This window comes from Vibrio sp. V08_P9A1T1 (genome assembly GCF_963874405.1).
GTDB lineage: Bacteria > Pseudomonadota > Gammaproteobacteria > Enterobacterales > Vibrionaceae > Vibrio > Vibrio anguillarum.
In genome coordinates this window covers 1-21420 of sequence record NZ_CAWNIB010000251.1, presented here as the reverse complement: position 1 = coordinate 21420, position 21420 = coordinate 1, and the positions used below count along the sequence as shown (strand labels likewise).

At 45.4% G+C, this 21420-nt stretch carries 23 protein-coding genes; 11 read left to right on the top strand and 12 right to left on the bottom strand.

The features are described 5' to 3' along the window. Positions 1-84 precede the first annotated feature (84 nt). From AACT21_RS10960 to hemC, 5 genes are all read right to left on the bottom strand, one after another. On the bottom strand, positions 85-228 hold the full coding sequence (locus AACT21_RS10960) for a hypothetical protein (protein WP_157722350.1): 144 nt from the start codon (positions 226-228) through the stop codon (positions 85-87). Between the two features lie 357 nt (positions 229-585). Beyond that, a complete protein-coding gene (locus AACT21_RS10955) occupies positions 586-1767 on the bottom strand; it encodes a heme biosynthesis protein HemY (protein ID WP_094164199.1) in 1182 nt (393 codons plus the stop codon). Continuing rightward, the gene (locus AACT21_RS10950) at positions 1767-2948 is read right to left on the bottom strand and encodes a uroporphyrinogen-III C-methyltransferase (RefSeq protein WP_094164198.1); all 1182 of its coding nucleotides are present in this window, start codon (positions 2946-2948) and stop codon (positions 1767-1769) included. The genes AACT21_RS10955 and AACT21_RS10950 overlap by 1 nt, the downstream gene beginning before the upstream one ends. Then, the gene (locus tag AACT21_RS10945) at positions 2932-3693 is read right to left on the bottom strand and encodes a uroporphyrinogen-III synthase (protein ID WP_094125691.1); all 762 of its coding nucleotides are present in this window, start codon (positions 3691-3693) and stop codon (positions 2932-2934) included. The genes AACT21_RS10950 and AACT21_RS10945 overlap by 17 nt, the downstream gene beginning before the upstream one ends. A 3-nt stretch (positions 3694-3696) precedes the next feature. Continuing rightward, positions 3697-4635: a hydroxymethylbilane synthase gene (gene hemC / locus AACT21_RS10940; protein WP_026028808.1), complete on the bottom strand. Its 939-nt coding sequence runs from the start codon at positions 4633-4635 to the stop codon at positions 3697-3699. A 350-nt stretch (positions 4636-4985) separates the two neighbouring features. On the opposite strand from hemC, the gene AACT21_RS10935 reads away from it, so the two are divergent. Next, positions 4986-7514, top strand: a complete 2529-nt coding sequence (locus AACT21_RS10935) for a class I adenylate cyclase (protein WP_088728525.1) — start codon at positions 4986-4988, stop codon at positions 7512-7514. A 44-nt stretch (positions 7515-7558) separates the two neighbouring features. Here the strand turns inward: AACT21_RS10935 and cyaY are convergent, their stop codons facing one another. Next, positions 7559-7873 carry an iron donor protein CyaY gene (cyaY, locus tag AACT21_RS10930; RefSeq protein ID WP_010319878.1) on the bottom strand — a complete coding sequence of 105 codons (315 nt, stop codon included), beginning with the start codon at positions 7871-7873 and terminating at the stop codon, positions 7559-7561. 75 nt (positions 7874-7948) lie between these two features. On the opposite strand from cyaY, the gene lptM reads away from it, so the two are divergent. From lptM to yigB, 6 genes are read left to right on the top strand one after another with little or no spacing between them, the layout of a single operon-like run. Next, positions 7949-8068, top strand: coding sequence for an LPS translocon maturation chaperone LptM (gene lptM / locus AACT21_RS16705; RefSeq protein WP_033197445.1), 120 nt, complete (start codon positions 7949-7951; stop codon positions 8066-8068). 29 nt (positions 8069-8097) lie between these two features. Then, positions 8098-9351, top strand: a complete 1254-nt coding sequence (gene lysA / locus AACT21_RS10920) for a diaminopimelate decarboxylase (RefSeq protein ID WP_013855516.1) — start codon at positions 8098-8100, stop codon at positions 9349-9351. Positions 9352-9362: 11 nt separating this feature from the next. Beyond that, positions 9363-10193 (top strand): diaminopimelate epimerase, encoded by an 831-nt coding sequence (gene dapF, locus AACT21_RS10915; protein WP_010319875.1) that lies wholly within the window; start codon positions 9363-9365, stop codon positions 10191-10193. Between the two features lie 24 nt (positions 10194-10217). Then, the gene (locus AACT21_RS10910; protein WP_094164197.1) at positions 10218-10922 is read left to right on the top strand and encodes a DUF484 family protein; all 705 of its coding nucleotides are present in this window, start codon (positions 10218-10220) and stop codon (positions 10920-10922) included. Next, complete coding sequence (xerC, locus tag AACT21_RS10905) at positions 10894-11826, top strand: tyrosine recombinase XerC (RefSeq protein ID WP_010319873.1); 933 nt, start codon at positions 10894-10896, stop codon at positions 11824-11826. The genes AACT21_RS10910 and xerC overlap by 29 nt, the downstream gene beginning before the upstream one ends. A 3-nt stretch (positions 11827-11829) precedes the next feature. Then, a complete protein-coding gene (gene yigB / locus AACT21_RS10900; protein WP_094164196.1) occupies positions 11830-12543 on the top strand; it encodes a 5-amino-6-(5-phospho-D-ribitylamino)uracil phosphatase YigB in 714 nt (237 codons plus the stop codon). Here yigB and AACT21_RS10895 read toward each other — a convergent pair. The 4 genes from AACT21_RS10895 to AACT21_RS10880 all read right to left on the bottom strand — a co-directional run bounded on the left by AACT21_RS10895 (position 12529) and on the right by AACT21_RS10880 (position 16329). Then, positions 12529-13134 (bottom strand): tRNA-uridine aminocarboxypropyltransferase, encoded by a 606-nt coding sequence (locus AACT21_RS10895; RefSeq protein ID WP_017042049.1) that lies wholly within the window; start codon positions 13132-13134, stop codon positions 12529-12531. The genes yigB and AACT21_RS10895 overlap by 15 nt on opposite strands. Further along, positions 13135-14163 carry a COG3650 family protein gene (locus tag AACT21_RS10890; RefSeq protein WP_094164195.1) on the bottom strand — a complete coding sequence of 343 codons (1029 nt, stop codon included), beginning with the start codon at positions 14161-14163 and terminating at the stop codon, positions 13135-13137. A 189-nt stretch (positions 14164-14352) separates the two neighbouring features. Beyond that, positions 14353-15180, bottom strand: a complete 828-nt coding sequence (locus tag AACT21_RS10885) for a Cof-type HAD-IIB family hydrolase (protein ID WP_094164194.1) — start codon at positions 15178-15180, stop codon at positions 14353-14355. Between the two features lie 150 nt (positions 15181-15330). After that, positions 15331-16329 carry an alpha/beta fold hydrolase gene (locus AACT21_RS10880; protein WP_088731366.1) on the bottom strand — a complete coding sequence of 333 codons (999 nt, stop codon included), beginning with the start codon at positions 16327-16329 and terminating at the stop codon, positions 15331-15333. A gap of 74 nt (positions 16330-16403) precedes the next feature. Between AACT21_RS10880 and rhtB the strand changes: the two genes are divergently transcribed. Beyond that, positions 16404-17021: a homoserine/homoserine lactone efflux protein gene (gene rhtB / locus AACT21_RS10875; RefSeq protein WP_029388131.1), complete on the top strand. Its 618-nt coding sequence runs from the start codon at positions 16404-16406 to the stop codon at positions 17019-17021. A 36-nt stretch (positions 17022-17057) separates the two neighbouring features. Beyond that, complete coding sequence (locus tag AACT21_RS10870) at positions 17058-18284, top strand: EAL and HDOD domain-containing protein (RefSeq protein ID WP_013855508.1); 1227 nt, start codon at positions 17058-17060, stop codon at positions 18282-18284. A 63-nt stretch (positions 18285-18347) separates the two neighbouring features. Here the strand turns inward: AACT21_RS10870 and AACT21_RS10865 are convergent, their stop codons facing one another. Further along, positions 18348-18818, bottom strand: a complete 471-nt coding sequence (locus AACT21_RS10865; protein ID WP_013855507.1) for a Dps family protein — start codon at positions 18816-18818, stop codon at positions 18348-18350. A gap of 220 nt (positions 18819-19038) precedes the next feature. Here AACT21_RS10865 and AACT21_RS10860 point away from each other — a divergent pair, with 220 nt between their 5' ends. Then, a complete protein-coding gene (locus AACT21_RS10860; RefSeq protein WP_013855506.1) occupies positions 19039-20052 on the top strand; it encodes an acyltransferase in 1014 nt (337 codons plus the stop codon). On the opposite strand, the gene AACT21_RS10855 is transcribed toward AACT21_RS10860, so the two are convergent. Next, positions 20049-20378: a DUF2500 domain-containing protein gene (locus AACT21_RS10855; protein ID WP_017044543.1), complete on the bottom strand. Its 330-nt coding sequence runs from the start codon at positions 20376-20378 to the stop codon at positions 20049-20051. The two genes, AACT21_RS10860 and AACT21_RS10855, sit on opposite strands and share 4 nt — an antisense overlap. Positions 20379-20598: 220 nt before the next feature. Between AACT21_RS10855 and AACT21_RS10850 the strand changes: the two genes are divergently transcribed. Next, a complete protein-coding gene (locus AACT21_RS10850) occupies positions 20599-20973 on the top strand; it encodes a hypothetical protein (protein WP_026028288.1) in 375 nt (124 codons plus the stop codon). Positions 20974-21420 lie beyond the last annotated feature (447 nt).

Below are 21420 nucleotides of genomic sequence, written 5' to 3'. Positions count from 1 at the left end.
CTGGAAAATTAATAGCTTAATTCAATCCCTCGAACATATCTTGAGCACCCTACCTGTACTTTCTGTACTTTCTAAAAATCGATTTTACACATTGAACACCTCAGACATAATGTCGTTGTGATCCGCAAAACTTTGTTGGTTAGCGTGAGCCAACTGCACACTTGCTCTATTGGATTTAGCACGGTGAGTAGGAAGAAACGTGATGACACTGACATGACTAAACTGCACTTATATACCTACCAGCACCATCCATTATAACGACGGCCTCACCTATTCCTTTTTATAGGGGCATGCCGACCCAAATAAATACGCATATTCAAATCGCTGCGGCTTCACAGTTCGAGGTTTTGTGCCGTGCTCGGCCTTAAGTCAAATGGCATTTTGATCAAGAAATTATCCAGGAAATCCCAGGTGTTCAAGCGGGTAATAGTAGAATTAGGATGGTTTTTGTTGGCTCGCCAGCGTTTTAAAATCGGTGCTATTAAGGCTATCCATCGTGATATTTAACAATAGCTAGATAGCCTTAATGAGATCGTACTTTTCTTTAATTGGTATAAGGTTATTTTTAGGTGCTTAGGTTACCATTTAAACATGCTCTATCATGGTCAGTGCCTTACGTGAGACTTCTGCGGCGGCTTTAGGGTAGTTTTGTTTTTCAAGGCTATCGGCAAGATAAGCGTAATCAGATACATTGGCACGGAGCGATAACGCTTTTTCCAAATGGCTTTGCGCCTCTGCCCATTTTTGCTCTTTCATATACAATTGAGCCAGTGCGCTGTGTGCTTCGGCGTTACCACTATCCTTACTAATGGCTTCTTGTAACAATAAAATTGCTGGGTATCTATCTGGTAAATTGAGCTCTGCCAATAATGAATACAGTGCTGGCATTGGGTGTTTTTTCAATGTTTCTTTAATGACGGTAAATGCTTCCGAATCTGCTTTTCGTTGAATCAACTGTTCGATGAAGCATTGAGTTAAAATGACGTCGTTTTTAGTTTTCCTTGGGAGCTTGTCCCAATGATTGATTAAGCCTTCGCTACCTTGTTGCTGGACCACGTTTTTTAGTAAACCGTATTGTGCTTTTTGGTTCAGTTGTTGGCTCTCGTCCGCATTGATCTGTTTTGCTTTTTGGAGCTTAGGTAAAAGCTCAAGCAGCGGTTGCCACTGTTCTAGGTGCACGTATGTTGTCTTGAGTAAGTTGAGCACGATGGTGTTATTCGGATGAGTGGCTTGTAATGCTGATAGAGTGCTTAGCGCCAGCTCAAACTCTTCTTCTCGTACTTGCTGCTTGGCGCGAGTTAATTCAACGGCTAGGCCTGCATTACTTTGTTGACTAGCGAGATCTAAATAATAATCTCGTTTTGCTCTGTTACCCATTCCCTGCGCGGCTTCCGATGCAACAAGATAGCAGAGCAGCGGCATATCATGGTGGTTCGCCCAGCGAGTGACTTTCTTTTCTGCCTGCTTCCAGTCTCCCTCTAGAAGTTTAATGATACCTTCATTGGTATAACGGCGAGAGCGCTTTAACTTACGTACGCTGAACCAGTTTAATGTGTTTGAACTGGCGTAGAATGCTTTTTTGAGGAGATATTCTAAGCTAAATAATCCAGAGAGGAGTGCAATCACAAAGATCACTAAGGTGGTTACGCTCATCTCTATTGTTCTATTAGCTATAGAGATAAGAACATAACCTTGCTGGCCAGCATATTGGGTTCCGACAAATAAACCGGCCCCTAATACTACAAAAAGAAAGATGACTCTAAACATTACTTATCCTCCGTAACGCTCATTGGAGAGACTTCACGGCGTAGGCGTTCAGTGATGACATCAGCGAGTTCGTGCTGAGTTTCAAGTTTAACTGGATATTGCACTTGTATATTTTGTTTACTGAGCTGCAATAGCGCGTGATTAAACTGCTGCACACTCTGATCATCGGAATTAAAGAAGCTGGCTGACCATTTATCTGCTGTGCTCAGTGCCGTTGTATAAATTTCTTGCTGTTCTGCGTATACGGCTTTAATAGCGGTTTCTAATTTTGCTTTGAGATTTTCTTTTAGATAGAAGTGCTGTTCGGGTGACAGTAGCGGAATGGCATTACTGTCTCGAGTGCGGAAGGTAATGAAGTTCTCCGAGAAGTCTTTCAATGAGCTAACGAGATTATTTTGCCAGTCGTTAATATTTTCGGAAACTTGTGGTGCTGATTGCTGCTGAGTTTCAGGCAACATGGCATTGGCCAGCGGTAGAGTGTCAACTTGTTGCTGTAAGGTTGTTAAGCGTAACACTAGCCCTTCACGATCAATCAATGGGATGATTTTGAGCTGAGTAATGTCACGCGCCATGGCTTTGCGTAGCGGCACTAAGCTTGGGTCATTCAATTCAGCAATACGCTGATCAGCGCTTTCCATTAGCTTGGTCGCGCTGACGATGTCATGTTCCAGAAAAAGTTTACGGCCTGCTAGTTTCACTAAGTAGTCAGCTTCTGCTAGTAGCCAGTCGTTGGGACGGCGGCCTTTGATATCAGCTATCGCCAGTTGCAAGCTGTCGATACTTTTTTGCTGTTGATTCAAGGCTACGTCAGTTTTGTGAGTGAGTTGGTCCGCTTTGGCTTGTGTTTCTTGCTTTATTTGATTGATTTCAGCCGCGAGCTGACTTTGGGTTTGTGTTAATTGAGTCTGCAATGCGTTGATTTTGGCTTGGTAAACAGCGTCTTTTTGCTGCATTTGATAGGCTATACCACCACTGAAAATGATGGATAGGCTAATTGCAATAACAGAAAGTTTGATGCTGCGCTTTGCTCGTTTATCACTCTTTTCTTCAGGCTGAGAAGTGGGATCCTGCACGTAACTTTTTGGTGAATCAAGGTTATCCGTTGCGTCTTTTTCTGTAACCAGAGGAGGTGTGGCTGCTTTTTCAGGTTCAATATGCGGGTTATTATTTTTGCTTGTCATGCTTAGAGTCCTGTCTAGATTGGCTAATACTAGCCGCGAGTTCTGTATTGGAGGCGCTTCCCACGTTCGTGACGCACCCAAATCCCATGTGCAGCGCCTCTTGTCGAATTCGCTCGCTTGGGACAAAAAGAGCTAAATTTAGCAGCCAGAGTCGTTGTGAATCAGAGAATTGATCCATCATAAAATTGAGTTGACCTGAGCTGGTGACAACTAACTGAGTGACTTGCTGTTGCTGCCACAGAGATATCGATTCAGCGGCACAGAAGGTGATCGTATCGCGTCGATACACTTCCTTATATACCACATCAGCACCACGCTCGATTAAGCTGTCGTGGATGAGCTCACGTCCGCCATTACCACGCAAAATCATCACCTTAAGGCCCGATATTGATTGCAACTGCGGTAGGGCAAGCAGGTGTTCACTGTCACTTATCTGCGGATAGTGTACTTTTTGTTGGCTTAATTTGCTGAAAACATGTGCGGTTTTTTGACCAACGGCAAGGTATCTGGCGTCATTTGGCCAAAAATATCGGTGATCTTGCAAAAATTGATGACTGAACGTCACCGCGTTTTGGCTAACCGCAATAATAATGTCGCATTGCTGAAGTTCTGGGAGTAAATACGGGAGATCGGCTCCTGCATTAATCTGAATCAATGGATGGTGAACGGAGCGGATACCGAGATCCGCTAATTGTTGGCAAAGTTCAATCCCTTGATTTTCGGGGCGAGTGACCAACACCGTCATGCTTTATTCGTGCTCGCAGTAGAGTTTGGACAGAATATCTCGCGCTCCATCATTGAGCAATTGATGGGCAAGCGTGATTCCTAGTTGCTCGGCATCGGAGCGGTGGCCGCGAATCTCACCTTGTACAATCTTAGAACCATCAGGCTCACCGACTAATGCTCTTAACCAAATATGATCACCATCGAGCAATGCGTAGCTACCGATAGGTACTTGGCAACCGCCTTCTAATGTTAGGTTCATGGCTCGTTCACATTTCACGCGATCAGCCGTGTCAGAATGGTTGAGTGGCGCAAGCAATGCTCTTAAACGTTCGTCATCTAAACGGCATTCAATCCCGACTGCACCTTGCCCTACTGCAGGAAGCGATTGTTCTGGTTCAATAATGCTGCGAATGCGATCTTCAAGCTTCAAACGTTTTAAACCTGCTGCGGCGAGAATAATCGCATCGTATTCACCTGCATCGAGTTTTCCAAGACGAGTACCGACATTGCCACGCAATTCTTTAATCACAAGGTCTGGTCGATATGCTTTGAGTTGGCATTGGCGACGTAGGCTGCAGGTGCCGACGATGGCACCTTGAGGCAGTTGTTCAATGCTTTGATAGGTGTTTGAAACAAAAGCATCACGTGGATCTTCGCGTTCACAAATCGTCACTAGTCCAAGCCCTTGAGGGAAATCGACGGGAACATCTTTCATTGAATGCACTGCCAAATCGGCACGGCCTTCAAGCATAGCGACTTCCAACTCTTTGACAAAAAGCCCCTTACCACCCACTTTAGCTAAAGGCGTATCTAAAATGACGTCGCCTTTGGTTACCATGGTCACTAATTCCACTTCTAGGCCAGGATGAGCCGCTTGCAGCGCATCTTTAACATAATAAGCTTGCCAAAGGGCGAGCGGGCTTTTACGTGTGGCGATTCGAATGGGTGTTGCGTGAGTCATGATAATCCCGAGTGTAGGTAATGGATGGTTTAATCCTATCATTCCCGCTATGAAAGGTTTACTACTAGATCGTCGCTGTGAAGGATTGATGAAGAGATAGCATAAATTGGTCAAAATTGTGTGATTTATATCTCGTTTATATAATGAGCTATTACGACAAAGTGTAAATAGCTACGACACTATAGCCAAGGTCATTGGAGCGCATTGTAGGCATGCTCTGCCTGAGTGTGATATGCATTGAGAGGGCTTTACCAAATGGAAAGAAAATGTTAGATTGATCACGTTTTTTTGGTGCTTTAGAATAAAATATAATCAAAGCGCGTGTTAATGTTTCAACCAAGGAATCAACCTTGCAGGCTTACACCAAGACGTTAATTCAACGATTAGACAATCTCAACCAGCAACGTACCGAGCGTGCGCTGGCGCTTATGGATTTGCAAAGTCAACGTGTATTTCATTTCATTCCTGCATTACTGCACTTCAATCACCCGATTATTCCCGGCTACTACGATGCAAAAGTCCCTTATGGTGTCTATGGTTTTGAGCCTAACGACATCCAACGTCAGCTGGTTGAAGATACAGAACTCACCTTAGGTCAACCCTTACCGACCGCAGACACCCCCGCTATTCTTGCTCTGTATACCATGGGCAGTACCTCGTCGATCGGTCAAAGCACCTCGAGTGACTTAGATATTTGGGTATGTGTAGCATCGAGTATGAGCTGTGATGAGCGGGAAAGCTTAAGCAACAAATGTTTGTTGATCACTGATTGGGCAAAGAGCCAAGGGGTGGAAGCTAACTTTTTCTTGATGGATGAGCTACGTTTTCGCAGTAATCATTCTGAGCAGATGACAGGCGAAAACTGCGGTTCATCGCAACATCTCCTGCTATTAGACGAGTTCTATCGCTCTGCTGTTCGCTTGGCAGGCAAGCGTTTACTGTGGCAAATCGTGCCTCCTGAAATGGAAGAGTGCTACGACGAATACGTGCACGAATTGTGCAGCAATGATTACATTAATTGCAGTGAATGGATCGATTTTGGTAAGTTGAACCGCATTCCTGCTGAAGAGTATTTCGGCGCAAACCTTTGGCAGCTTTATAAAAGCATCGACTCGCCTTACAAGTCAGTGTTAAAAGCGATTCTGCTTGAGGCGTATTCGTGGGAGTACCCACACACGCAATTATTAAGCATTGATACCAAACGACGGTTTTTTACTCATGAACCTGATTTGTACAGTATGGATGCTTACTATTTGATGCTTGAAAAAGTGACGCGTTACCTTGAACGTATTGGTGATTCTGCCCGTCTTGATCTGGTGCGTCGTTGTTTTTATCTCAAAACGCATGAAAAGTTATCCCGTGAGCCGAGCTTAGGCTCAGTGGCATGGCGTCGAGAAGCATTAAGCCACATGATTCAGCAATGGAATTGGTCGGAATCTGTTGTTCAAGAATTAGACAATCGCCGTAATTGGAAAGTCGAACAAGTTAAAGTTGTCCACCATGCGTTGTTAGATGCGTTGATGCTGAGCTATCGAAACCTGATCCAGTTTGCGCGTCGTAATGACATCACCTCGGCCATTAGCCCACAAGATATATCAATCCTCGCACGTAAGTTGTATGCGGTGTTTGAGGTGTTGCCGGGTAAAGTCACACTACTGAATCCACAAATCTCGCCAGATCTGCACGAGCCGGATCTCTCGTTCATTCAAGTTCGAGAAGGGCGAACCAATAAAGCGGGCTGGTATCTGTATAAGCAGCCTCTGGTTGCCCATCGTATGATTGGCCAACCTTTCCTTGAGCATAATGAATACCTCAGTAAGCTGGTCTCTTGGGCCTTCTTTAATGGTTTGATCACGGAATCAACTCATTTGCATTCAGTAGTACGTGACGCACAGTTGGATATTGATAAGTTCTATCAAATGGTTAGCGATTTGCGTAATACCTTCTCGTTGCGTAAGCGGCGGCCGACCATGCAGGCCTTAGCGAGCCCTTGTGAAATCAGCCAACTGGCGATGTTCATCAACTTTGAAAATGATCCTACCGCGGAATTAAGCGGTAAATCGCTCAAAATTGATTTGAAAAATATAGATATTTTCAGTTTCGGATCTGAGCAAAAAAGCTTAGTCGGTAGTGTCGATTTAGTGTATCGCAACTCGTGGCATGAAGTACGGACTCTCCATTTTACTGGCGAAACGGCGATGCTCGACGCGTTGAAAACCGTGCTTGGCAAAATGCACCAAGATGCGCTACCGCCAGAGTCTGTCGATGTATTTTGTTACAGCAAGAGTCTGCGTGGCGTGATGCGCAACATGGTGTACCAGTTGCTGGCGGAATGTATCGATTTGCGTTTGAAACCGGTAGAGCAAGAGAAACGTCGCCGTTTTAAAGCGTTACGCATTGGCGATCAAATGTATGGTCTGTTTTTTGAACGGCGAGGGGTTTCGGTACAGAAGTTGGAAAATTCGGTAGATTTTTACCGCAGTATTTCAACCAACAAATTGAAAGGTTCACCGCTGTTAATGCTCGATCGCGATCAAGATTATCAACTGCCGGAAATCGTCGATGGTTTTGCTAGTGAAGGCTTAGTGCAGTTTTTCTTTGAAGATACCGATAAAGGCTTCAACATTTATGTGTTGGATGAGTCGAACCAAATTGAAGTCTATCACCAGTTCAGCGGCGAAAAAGATGAGATGATCACTAACGTCAACAGCTTTTATACCTCAGTGCGCGACGGTAACCCACTCTCCGCTAAACTTATTAACTTCAATCTGCCGCAGTATTATCAAATTGTCCACCCAGAAGAAGGGGAGAGTTATATTGTCCCTTATCGTAACGATTCGGCGCTCTATTCTCGTCCTTCAAAAGCGGTCAACGCTTAGTTCGGTAGCGCCAAGCCACACATCTGTCACTTGGCGTTGTTGCTTTACACCCAGTCGATCGTTTCGCCAGCGTGTTTTTCACATTCTTGTTTCACCATCGCAATCAATTCCAGCCCTGTTTTTGAACAAATCCAGTTTTGGTCGATCAGTTTGAAATGGAAACCGCCTGACTTTGATGCCAGCCAAATTTCATGCATTGGCTCTTGGCGGTTAATAATAATTTGGCTGCGGTCATCAAATTCTAACGTCATCACATTGCCTGAGGTCTCGTAATCAATGTCGGCACCTGCGTCGTCTATCGCTTGTTCAATGATTTCTAGCTGCTCATCGACAAGTTGGTGAAATTCAGTATCGTTCATCCTGTCTATCCTATTGCTTTTCCTGATTGTGGTGCGATTATAGGGGGCATTGACTCAATAATCACGACATGCAAAATGAAAAAATCAATCGCTGCACTTTTTATGTTGTCACTCCTTGCTCTCGCAGGGTGTGGTCAAACCGGGCCGTTATACATGCCAGCAGAGCCTGAGCAGAGTGAACAACCTCAGCCATAGTCATTGATTTAGCTTAAAGGAAACGAATTTTGGATTACTTCAATTATCAGGACGATGGTCAGCTTTGGGCTGAAAATGTCGCATTAACAGAGTTGGCTGAGCAATACGGCACGCCTTTGTATGTCTATTCTCGCGCTACTTTAGAGCGTCACTGGCATGCTTTTGATAAGTCGGTAGGCGAACACCCTCATCTGGTGTGTTATGCGGTGAAGGCTAACTCAAACTTAGGCGTATTAAACACGTTGGCGCGTTTAGGGTCAGGTTTTGATATTGTTTCGGCAGGAGAGCTAGAGCGTGTTGTGGTGGCGGGTGGTGACCCGGCGAAAGTGGTATTTTCTGGCGTCGGTAAAACGGAAGCTGAAATGAAACGCGCGTTGGAGCTCAAGATTAAATGCTTTAACGTTGAATCCGAGCCTGAATTAGCACGTTTAAATAAAGTGGCTGGCGAGCTGGGTGTCAAAGCACCGATTTCACTGCGCATCAACCCTGATGTGGATGCACAAACCCACCCTTATATTTCAACCGGTTTGCGTGACAATAAGTTTGGTATTGCTTTTGACCGTGCACTGGATGTTTATCGCTTGGCACAAAGCCTAGAGAATCTCAGCATTCATGGTATTGATTGCCACATTGGCTCTCAACTGACTGCTATTGCCCCTTTTATTGATGCAACCGATCGCTTACTTGCGTTAATTGATCAGCTTAAAGAGGAAGGGATCACCATTAAACATTTGGATGTTGGTGGTGGTTTAGGTGTGGTGTATCGCGATGAGTTACCCCCGCAGCCTTCCGATTATGCCAAAGCCTTGTTGGCGCGTTTGAGTAACCATCAAGATCTCGAACTGATTTTTGAACCGGGACGTGCTATTGCGGCTAACGCGGGCGTGTTGTTGACGAAAGTAGAGTTTCTCAAACATACCGAACACAAAAACTTTGCCATTATTGATGCGGCGATGAACGATTTGATGCGTCCAGCGCTTTATCAAGCTTGGCAAGATATTGTTCCTGTTGTGCCGCGCCAAGGTGAAGCGCTAACCTATGATTTGGTTGGGCCTATTTGTGAAACCGGTGACTTCTTGGGTAAAGATCGTTCATTGGTCTTGGATGAGGGAGATCTACTGGCGGTTCGCTCAGCAGGAGCTTACGGTTTTGTGATGTCTTCGAACTATAATACACGTACTCGCGTGGCGGAAGTGATGGTGGATGGTGCACAAACCCACCTTGTTCGTCAGCGTGAAGCACTATCGAGCCTATGGGCATTAGAGCGTATTCTGCCGGAGTAAATTGAAGCATTATGCATTTCCATTTTTCTAAAATGCACGGTTTGGGTAATGACTTCATGGTCGTTGATTGCATTACACAAAACGTCTTCTTCTCCCCTGATTTGATCCGCCGCTTGGCGGATCGTCATACTGGCGTGGGGTTTGATCAGCTATTAGTGGTTGAAGCGCCGTATGATCCGGAAAGTGATTTTCACTACCGTATTTTTAATGCCGATGGCAGCGAAGTTGAACAATGTGGCAACGGCGCACGTTGCTTTGCTCGCTTTGTGCGGATGAAAGGGCTGACCAATAAGTACAGCATTGGAGTCACGACTAAAAAAGGCAAAATGGTTTTAAATGTTGAAGAGGATGATCAAATCACCGTCAACATGGGCATACCAGAATTTGAGCCTAATAAGATTCCATTTCGAGCCAAACAGGCAGAGAAAACCTACATCATGCGCGTTGAAGAGAAAACCTTGTTCTGCGGGGCGGTGAGTATGGGCAATCCGCATGTGGTGACAGTGGTGGAGGATGTGACAACTGCTGAGGTTGAAATTTTGGGTCCACTGCTTGAATCTCATGAGCGTTTTCCAGAGCGTGTTAACGCAGGCTTCATGCAAGTGCTGAATCGCAATGAAGTGAAGCTACGTGTTTATGAACGTGGCGCGGGTGAAACTCAAGCGTGTGGCAGTGGTGCGTGTGGCGCGGTTGCCGTTGGTATTCTTCAAGGGTTATTGGCGGAAGAGGTGACAGTACACTTACCTGGTGGCTCGTTAGAGATCCACTGGCAAGGGCCGGGTAAGCCACTCTATATGACAGGCCCTGCGACTCATGTGTTTGATGGTCAAGTCTCTTGTTAGGGTTAAGTAAGATAAGGAATCGTTTTGTCACACGTTGAAGCGGATGCACTCACAGCCGAAGTTGTGGCTGAATATTTACGAGATCACCCAGATTTTTTCCTCCAGCGTTCAGAGCTGGTTGACAGGCTCTCCTTGCCGCACCATCAACAAGGTGCGGTCTCTTTGGTGCATGTACAACTGAATCGTCAGCGCCAGAGAATTGAGGAGTTAGAGGAAGAGATCACCGCCTTTATGTCATTAGCGGCCAATAATGACCGCACTTTCCACGAATTTATGGATCTACAAGAGCAGATCTTAAAATGTCATTCAATGCCGCAAGTATGTAAGGCAATAGAAAACAAAGCGCAAACCTTAGGTTTGGTAGCGTATATTCGTTTAGTGGCCTCGCCTGAAACCGATTATCAATTGACCCAAGAGCAATGGCAGCGTTTTGCAACTAACCATTTTAATGGCAAAAATGCTTATTTAGGGCGTATGAAAAAGTTGGATCGCCAAGCGTTATTTGGTGAACAAACCGCTGCGCCAGAAATGGGTTCGTATGTGGTGCTACCATTAGGTAAGCGCTCATCACAAGGCGTGTTAGCGTTTGCAAGTGAAGATGGCGGCCATTTTCAACCGAGTATGGATACCCTCTTTTTACGTCATTTGGCGTTAGTTCTCTCTCATTTAATTGAGACTCTACCTTGGCAACCGATTGAGCATGACCGAATCAGCCACACCTCTGCCTAACGGCTTACAGCAGCCCTTAACTCGCTTCTATGAATATCTGCGGAGCGAGAAAGGGTTGAGCTTGCACACCCAACGCAATTACAAACAACAGCTGGAAACCATGGCGCAGCATTTAGTGCAGATGGGGCTGAATCAATGGCAACAAGTCGATGCCGCTTGGGTGCGACAGCTTGCGAGCAAAGGGATGCGTGAAGGGATGAAAGCCAGCAGTTTAGCGACGCGTCTCTCTTCATTGCGCAGTTTTTTTGATTTCTTGATCTTGCGTGGTGAACTGACGGCTAACCCGGCCAAAGGCGTTGCAGCACCGCGTAAAAAACGCCCGTTACCGAAAAACTTAGATGTGGATGAAGTCGCGCAACTACTCGAAGTCAAGGATGATGATCCGCTGTCAGTGCGCGATCGCGCCATGATGGAATTGATGTATGGCGCTGGGTTGCGTTTAGCGGAGCTCGTCAGCATTAACGTAAAAGACCTGAGCTTTAGCCGCGGCGAGATTCGAGTGGTGGGTAAAGGGGATAAAGAACGTAAGGTGCCTTTTGCTGGCCAAGCCAAAGAATGGGTGGCGCATTGGTTGAAAATACGGACGCAGTTTGCGAACGCTGATGAGCAAAGCTTGTTTGTTTCAAAGCTGGGTGTTCGTATTTCGCATCGCAACGTACAAAAACGCATGGCCGAGTGGGGGCAAAAGCAGGCGGTGGCTAGCCATATTAGCCCACATAAACTGCGCCACTCTTTTGCGACTCACATGCTTGAATCGAGCAATAATTTACGTGCTGTGCAAGAGTTGCTGGGTCATGAGAATATTTCGACGACGCAAATTTATACTCATTTGGACTTTCAACATCTTGCGCAGGCCTATGACCAAGCGCACCCAAGAGCACGTAAAAAGAAACAGAGCGAGTAACGCATGCACTTTTATCGCAATATCGGCCCCATTAAAGCGATGAGCTTTGATTTGGACGACACGTTGTATGACAACCATCCAGTGATCCATCATGTTGAGCAGCAAATGGTCGTGTGGCTGCACACTCATCATCCGCTTTCCGCGACGCGTCCGATAAGTTGGTGGCAGCAACTTAAACAGCAACTGGCGCTGCAAGAGCCACTGCTCGGCCATGATGTCACTCAGTGGCGATTTAAGCAGATAGAACAAGGCTTAATTCAATTAGGCTATTCGCCGCAACTTGCTTTACAGGCTGCGCAGAATGCCATTGAAGAAGTGTTGCGGTTACGTCACTTAATCACGGTGCCAGAGAAGACGCACCGCGTGATGACCGAACTGGCAAAGCGCATGCCGTTAGTGGCGATTACCAACGGCAATGTTGACCCGTACAAAATTGGCTTGGGGCATTATTTTCAACAAATTTTTAAAGCGGGTCCCGATGGCTTGGCCAAGCCGTATCCGGATCTTTTTGACAAAGCGCAGGCTGCATTACAGTTACCTGCAGCCTCGATTTTACACGTTGGTGATCATCTGATAACCGATGTGCAAGGCGCAAAATGCAATGGTTTCCAAGCCTGTTGGTATAACGATCAAGGCCAAACCTTGCTCGCCAGTCGTAAGGCCAAAGTGTTGCCTGATATTGAAATCCATCAACTGGATTCATTACTGCAGCTTTAGGGCGTGACCGCTTTTATCCGCTTGAAAAGCCTTGAGATAGTAAGTGAAAAACGCGCGTAACTCTCTCGCATTATTTGGTTCTCCGAGAGAGTTGAGCAGCTCAACGCCCACTTCTAACGTGCATAAATGACCAGCATCTTGATTTCGCCTTAATCCATACTGAGAGATTTGATTTGGGGTGAGGTGTAGCTGCGGTAAATCGGATAACCAAGGGCTCTTATTGAGCATCTTCTTGGCTTCTTGCCATGTCCCATCCAGGATAATAAACACGATTTCTTGAGTGTCAGACGTTGAGAGAGATTGGTATTCGGTGAGCGATTGACTGCGCGTCGAAGGGAAAATAACCACAGCGTTTAACTTCTCATCTAGAATTCTCTTTTGTAATGATTTCGCCGTAGAGACTCGGTCCCAGATGTACACAGAGGAATTGGGCAAGCTACGCAGCAGCAGCTTGCCAGTATTGGTCGCTCGATGCGGTTCATTTTCATGCATCAGTAGTGCAATGCGCAGTTGGCTATCCAGTGTTGGTTGCAGTGAACAGAGGCATTGATAGCTAAAATGGCAAACTGGGCAAGGGCACGGTCTGGTCACTTATGGTGTCTCGATATTTTCAGAAAATAACGTTAAACCGCCATTGGCGATAGGGTAGAGTACATCGCCCACCTTCTCTTTTTCTGCTTTCAGTTGGTAACCAGTGCGAGTAAAGAGACGTTCAGAAAGCAGATATTGTTGCTGGTGGCGCGTCATGACAACTTGGATCTGATTTAGGTTTAATGGTTGCCAAAACCCCTTTTCAACGGTCGATGGCTGACCATCGTTGTAGTCATAATGAGTGCTAGCGGTATGATCCGCATTCAGTTGCAAACGAATCGTGAAATCCCTATTTTGGGTCGAAGTAGCATGATAAGCCCCAACCCATGGAAGCGTCGCATCACTATTACCTAAGGTGGCACACCCCTGATAGCTTTTCTCACCGACTTTCAAGGTGGAACTCCAGCCGTACAGCGAGTCACTCATCCCGTCACTGCACATTTTTTGTGTGAGGAGCAGCGAACCTTGATTCATTTGGTACTCACGCTTAGTTTCAGATAGCTGACTTTTTGTGATAGCGAATGTTTGAGTTTCACCGCTGATGGTTTGAAAGTTAAGGTTTTTCCCTTCAAAGTGGATGGACCATGATGGTTCGTTGCCAAAAGCGCGCGTCGGTTTGAGTGGTTGATTGCAGCGTTTAGGATTTTCAGCACTGAGCATATTGATGCTGGTCACGTTGAAACGTGCGCTGGAATCGGCATCGAAGCCTGTGCGGCTTGGCGCTGATAAAGTACCGATGAGCTCCCCATACAAAGGCTGATAAGGCGCGCGAGCCAAACTCAAGGCTTGCTGAGTCTGCTGTGGCGTCAGTGCTAGCCAATATTGTTGATTGCTACCACAAGGTGTAAAGGTTTGCGCCTCATGACCTACCACGACTTCTCCACGCATAATAAAGGGCTGTGCTTTGATTGAGCTGGGTTTATCCAAACTCGCCATCGGTACGGCTGGTGGCTGTGATGCGTTGTGTGTCGCACAGGCTTGCAGCATTAATGTGGTCAATAACAGCGCGGAACAGTGAAGCACTTTCATAGCAGACTCTTTTTGGGCAATGAAACGAGGCTAGATTATGGCACAAAGGCGCTGGCAAATTGAACTGATGGGTGTGAATTTAACAACCCGCGGACAAGAATCAGAGATAAATCGTGAAGCCGTTATGAACAAAAACACAGCGCTCAAATGGCGCTGTGTTTTGTGACCGCTCGTTACTGCAGGCTGCTGTTACAATAAATGTTCACGCAAATAGCGAGCCACGGCGTCTTCTGCATTGCTACCAATCACGGTGTTATTCGGCAGTGCATTGAACACTTTTTGATGCGATGTGCCCATCACCAAGCCTTTACCAGCCATCGACAGCATTTCCACATCGTTCATACCATCGCCAAACGCAATACAGTTATCTAGGGTCAGGTTTAATGATTCTGCAACGGCTTTGAGCGCATCCCCTTTCGACACTTCTGCTGCCATCACTTCCAAACACCAAGGTGTTGAGAAGGCGACGTTCAGTTTGTCGCCAAAAATATCGTTTAAGCGTTCTTCAAACTGAGCTAATAACTCATGATCTTGCGCTGGGTGGGTGAAGAATATTTTGGCGACGCCCTCGGTAGGTGCGTTATTGACATCAAATACTTGGTAGCTAAAGCCGGATTCTTCGTGGAAATCACGCAGCGTTTCATCTTCTTTATTCAATAACCACGATTCATCTTGATAGATGTGAACAAAAATATCAGGGTTTTGCTTAAACACATCAATGACGGGCTGTACCAATTCTTGCGGTACATTTTTACTGTACATCAGGTTGTCATGTTGATCGTGAACGCGCGCACCATTGGAAGTAATCATGTAGGCTGGAATGCCCGCTAACTGGCGAATACCCGCCACATCAACGTGATGGCGACCGGTAGCGAAGATGAAAGTAAAGCCTTTTTGGTGAAGCGCTTGTAGCGTTTGCTTGGTGAATTCGCTCAATTGGTGGTTTGGCGCAAGTAGTGTACCGTCGAGATCGGACGCCACGATATGAATCGCGTGCTCTTTACATTCGGTGGTCATAAAACCCTCATTATCATGGTCGATTTGGTTTGCAGATCGCAGATGGTGGAGAAACTTTGGTGTGGCCTAGTTTACGCCATCTTAAAGAGGAAAAAGAGGGTAAAACTCTCAATTGAAATTTCCTCTATTTGCTCAGTTCTAACACCGTGATTAAACCGTGTTCTCAAGAGATTGGAATTGCTTAAATAGCTCATCAAGTGCTTGGTTTCGATAGCGATCCTTTTCAAAAAAGAGCTCATGCTTTGCTCCTTCAATGATGACCAGCTTGCTAGATGGATTGGTTTTCGCCAGCTTAGTGACAAAGCGGATTTGATCCGCATTACTGACAATCTCATCCTGCCCTGCTTGCAAGATGAGTGTTGGTAACTTCACTTGACGAGTCATCAGTTGGCACAGCTTCGCTGCCATTAGCCCTTGCCATACCCAGCGCGTGCTAGGGCCGCCAACTTGCAATTCGGGTTTGCGTTGGTACAGGTCTCGAAACCATTGGTAACGCACCTGACTTTGACTTAATGGGTTAATCTCAAAAGGCTTTGCCGAATAGGCTTGATAGCCCGGCGCATAGGTTGGTTTGCTATACATCGCCGTCAGCACTTGGCTCAGTGTCATGGCGATAGGACGTAATTGCCATGGCATGTTGACACCAAACATTGGCGCGCTGAGCACCATAGCCGCAAATGGGTGTTGAGGGTATGTTTGTACATACCGGGTCGCAATGGCACCGCCCATCGAGTGGGCGACGAGAAAACGTTGTGCATAATGGCTTAAGTCAAAGTGCTCAATGACACGCTGCATGTCTAAAATGTAGTCATCAAATTCACCGACATGGCCGATTTGTGGATCGTCGATTAATCGATCAGAAAGCCCTTGTCCACGGTGATCAAAAGAATAAATATCATAACCTTGTTGGAAAAAATCATAAAATAGCTCCTGATATTTCCAGCAAGATTCAATTCGTCCGTTGACGACGAAGATCGCCTTTGAGTGTTGAGGCGAGGTAAGTTTGCACCAATAAAGTTTTGTTTTATCAGCAGATTTGATAAAACCTTCTTCTCTGGAGTGCCAGAAATCGGCAATCGTGGTATTGATCACTTGCTCAAAGAAAGACTCTTGAGTATAAGGTGGGGAGTTTGGACTCGTCTGATTCATAGATTATTCTTATTGGACAGATTCGAGGAATAGTTCATTTTTAGGCTAGATTAGTCTAGTTGAGAGGAATTGCAATGGATACTCATGTTTGGCTTGCCTATGTGGTGACCGCGATACTGTTTAGTTTGGCGCCGGGTTCAGGGACGGTCAATTCCATCAGCAATGGCCTTAGCTACGGTACACGTAAATCACTAGCCGCGATTGTGGGTTTACAATTGGGTTTGGCTTTTCACATCATGTTGGTGGGAGCCGGAATTGGTGCCTTAGTGGCACAATCAGCCATGGCATTTAGTGTGATTAAGTGGGTTGGTGCTGCGTATCTGGTGTGGTTAGGTGTTCAAAAATGGCGCGATCGTTCAAGTATGATGGCCAATGCAACGGCTCAAATGCAAACGAGTTGGTCTTTATTGCGTCGAGCGGTGTTGATCAACCTGACAAATCCTAAATCCATCGTCTTTCTGGTGGCGCTTTTTCCACAATTTATTGACCCAACCCAAGATCAGTTCATTCAATTGTTGGTGTTAGGCGTGACCACGGTAACCATTGATTCGATTGTGATGCTTGGTTACACCTCCTTAGCCGCACGCATGGGGCGCTTTATTCGTTCAGAGAGTGTCATGAGTAAGATTAACCGAGTATTTGGCTCGATGTTTATTGGTTGTGGAGCGCTACTAGCAGTGGCGAAGTCCTAAGATGGCTATGTCTCAATTATTAGTTGTTAATCACTAATGCATTATTCTTATGTCGCACGACAACCGATCTTAAATGCTAAGCAGCATACGCTTGGCTATGAATTGCTCTTTCGTGATGGGGAAAAAAACGCGTTTCCAGCGCACATTGAGTCGAATCGAGCCACGTATCGCTTGATCGTCGAAAACTTTCTTGCGGTGGGGATCAATCCTAATATTCCCAAATCACGTTGTTTTATTAATTTTCCCTACAAGAGTTTAATTCGCCGTCTGCCTTTAACGTTGCCGCGAGAACAAATTGTGGTGGAAGTGCTCGAAACCTGTGAGCCGACGGATGAACTGCTTGAGGCGATTAAAGAGTTGTATCGGCGTGGCTATCTGGTGGCGCTGGATGACTTTGTGTATGCGCCAGAATGGGAACGCTTTCTGAGTTATGTGCACATCGTCAAGCTCGATATTATGGCGCTGGGCTTAGATCACGCTTGCGAGTTTGTACGTCAACGTTTAGCGGAAGGCAGTAAGCGTCGTTATTTAGCGGAACGAGTTGAAACGGATCACCAGTTCACCGTGACACGTAATGCCGGTTTTAGCTTTTTCCAAGGTTATTTCTTTAGTAAACCAGAAATGATTAAGCAGCGTTATGTTGGACCAGAGCAGATTATCGCCTTAGAGCTGTTTCGAGAAGTTTGTAAGCCAAATGCTGATTTTGAACGGATTGAATACATTGTCGCGCAAGATGTAGCGCTCTCATACAAGTTGCTCAGATTCGTCAACACTATGTCTGATCGCTTATCCGTGCCGATTTCCTCTTTTCGTCAAGCCTTGGTCTATCTTGGTCAAGATAAACTCAAAACCTTTGTATCATTAGCCGTTGCTTCATTTGTCTCAGCTAAAAAGCCGAAAGAGTTGTATAACCTCTCTTTGCAACGTGCTCAATTTTGCCAATTAATGTCTGGGCATCCTTCATTTCGTCAACATCGCGAGCAAGCTTTTTTAATTGGTCTTTTTTCTGTGTTAGATGCCTTACTGGATATTTCAATTGAAGAGCTGGTTGCGCAGTTACCCTTGTGTGACGTGGTCAAACTAGCACTGCAAAAGCGTGAAGGACCCATTGGCGAGCTGTTGGCACTTGAGGAGTGTTTTGAGCAAGCGGACTGGCAAGGAGTGGAAAGCCATTGTGATCTGCTAGGGCTTGAATTAAATCAAGTCAGTGATGAGCTTTCGGCGGCGCAGCGCTGGAGTCAAGATATTCATCGTTTGCTGTAATAAATTTCGTGCGAATATAAAAACCGCCGTCATGAGCGACGGCGGTTTGCCCAAACTTAGGGTTTATTGCAGCCAAGCATTCAGCATCCATACCAGTTTCTCTTGTTCGCGGATGTAGTCACTCATCAGTGCTGAAGTGCCTTCATCTCCCGCCTGCGTCGCAATTTCAAGAATTTCTCGTTGCTGGTGGATCAATACACTGAATCCCTTAACCAATCCTTGCATGGTTTCTTGACCATTAGTTGCGTTAGTGTGTTCTGACACTTGTGCTGTTGCTAAATAGGCGCTGAAGCTATGCAACGGTTGATAACCTAAAGTCAAAACTCGTTCCGCTAACTCATCAATTTTGACCTGTATGTCAGTGTAAATCTCTTCAAATTTTGCGTGCAGTTCAAAGAACTCTTTTCCTTTGATATTCCAATGGTAACCACGAGTATTCATATAAAACACTTGGTAGTTAGCCAATAATTGGTTTAACGCTTGTGCAAGTTGTTGGCTTTGGTTGGTATCTAAACCGATCAAATTTGTTGTCATGTGTTCACCTCGTTGTCATGGATAAGTGATTTCTCTTGTTAAGCATTAGATTGCACCTTGAAGTGAACAAAATAAATTCGTTTTGATTGATTTATTCGATAGGTATTAGCTATTAATTATAATGGCATTAGTGATCCTTTACCGATAACTGACTTGCGGATTACATAGCCAACTATTTCAACTTTATAGTAGAAACCTTAAAACACTGTGGATAGGCACTATGACCAAACGAGTTATTTTTTTTGATTTATTGCGCTGTTTGGCGGCTGTAGCGGTGATCGGTATTCATGTGTTGGCCCCCTATCGGCAGCAACTCGGCGATATTCCTTTTGAGCAGTGGGTGGTTGCGGTTGGCATCAATAGTGTAAGCCGTTGGGCTGTGCCAGTCTTTATATTGATCACTGGAGCCTTAATGCTTAGTGATCGTCGCCCTTTTGATGCGCGTTATTATGTTCAGCGACGTCTTGGCAAAGTTTTGCTGCCATTTATCGTTTGGTCGCTCTTCTATGCTTATTTATCCGGCTGGAGTGCGAGTGGATTTGATGGGCAAGTTGCAAAGGCGGTGCTGAGTAACAGTACGCACCACGCAACGTATTACCATTTAGGTTTTTTTTATTACTTTATCCCACTCTATTTTGTGATCCCTTTTCTACAGCTACTGGTCCGAAGAGTTGATGATAAAGCGCTGTACGCATTAGTTGCCGTGTGGCTGCTGACGACCACCTTATTTTTATGCGGTATTGATGGCCCTTGGAGCAATGAGCTATGGCTGTTTGCTGGTTATTTACCGTTGGGTTACTTGCTCTATCAGAAGGTGCCACTCAACCGAGTAACGCTATGTATGGCGATTCTGCTTGGCTGTCTGGCACTATTGACGACGGTATGGATGGTGGTCAGCCACAGTGTCGCAGCGGGTGAGTATACGATTGGTCGCTGGCTCTCTTATAAAACACTGAACGTTGTGTTAGCCGCCAGCATGATATTTATAGTGTGTCGATATTTTGCTGAGAGATTGCCCGCTCGTGCTAAGCAAGTCGTAAGTGTGATAAGCCAGCACAGCTTAGGCATCTATTTATTACATCCCATCTTTCTATGGCCTGTAAAAGAGTATGGGTGGGATCAAGGGAATCCCGCATGGGTGATCCCGTTATGGATTCTCGTAAGCGGCGCAGGATCACTGGCGGTGAGTATATGGGTTGCTCGCTCTGCAAAAACACGTTGGTTATTACCTTAACGCTTGAGTGCAAAGTGTAGAAACTTGTGTCCGCAATAAGTCAGCATTCCTTGGTCGCCTGGGTTAAGTGCATGGTAATAATGCACGCCGACTTGAAATTCCCGCTTTGGGCCAAGTTTGCCTTTTTGGACGTAAATCCAGAACTCCTGATCCTCTTCCCCAGGGCGAGCATGAGGGATGACGATGGCTTGCTTGTCGATAATCGTGACATTAGCAGTGCGTTCGGGGGCGTTTTCGCCTTGCACATGGCGACGATAGAAATAGCTAAATACCCAAATAGCAGAGATAACTAACAAAGCGACAACGATAAGTAATGAAAGCGGCATGGTGAACTCCTTAGCGATGAAGGCGACATTTTAGCGTGCAACATATGGCAAAGGAGTGTTGCTTGCTACTAAAGCGTGAGTTTGATTGGTTTGACGGTTTTTTTTCCAGCGGATATCACATTTCCTCGGTAGGTTAGCGAGCAAAAATGCTCAACTATTCCGTGGGGAAGTATGATAAAAATAGATGGAGCGCCACCAGAGTTGGCACAGGAGGGCGATAATGTCAGATATTGAGAAAGTGGTTTTGCGAACGCGTCGATTGGAAAGCTTGTTGAGAGAGCAATATCACGCTGAGGGGAAGGGGTTACATCAATTGGTGACTAGCTGTGAAGAGCGTTTACCACATGATGTGGTGGGCAAGCTGAGGTTCATTGCCACTATTCGTAACAAAGTTGTGCATGAAGATAACTATCAGTTAGAAGATCGCAAAGCATTTCTTCGTGTGTGTGATGAATGTGAGAAGGAGCTGACTCCGCGCAGCGGTCGTTTTATTTGGCGTGTAGCCATTTCATTAATGACCTTAATCACGTTAGCGGCGCTTCTTTTTTACTATCTTCATTGGGAAGCCCTATCGAAACACGTCACAATGCCATAAATGGTATTAGGTTGTTTTACTCAATCGTTAGATAAAAAAAGAGGACACGAAAGTGTCCTCTTTTTTTATTGGGAATTAGATACTTAGTACATCATTGGCAGTGTCATTAGGCCTACGATAACCGCGATCATTACAAGTCCCTGTTTTTGAGATGAAGAAATCATAACACTGCTCCTTTATTCTGTGGTTTCATTCTATGAATATGAGAATAGCACTACTTTGTTTAGTTGATCAACCTCAATTTGATGAAGCATCCAAAATAACACCTTAACATCATCATATTCAGGGAATATTGGCAATGTTTAGTGCTTGTTTTGGTGTGTTTATATAATGTTCTTCTTGGTGCTGTTTTAATCTGTATTTATTTAATTCGTTGAATTTGTTTAATTTTATTAGGTTAATGTGATGTTGCTTGTATGGTTTTTTTTGGTTTTACTATCTTAGGTG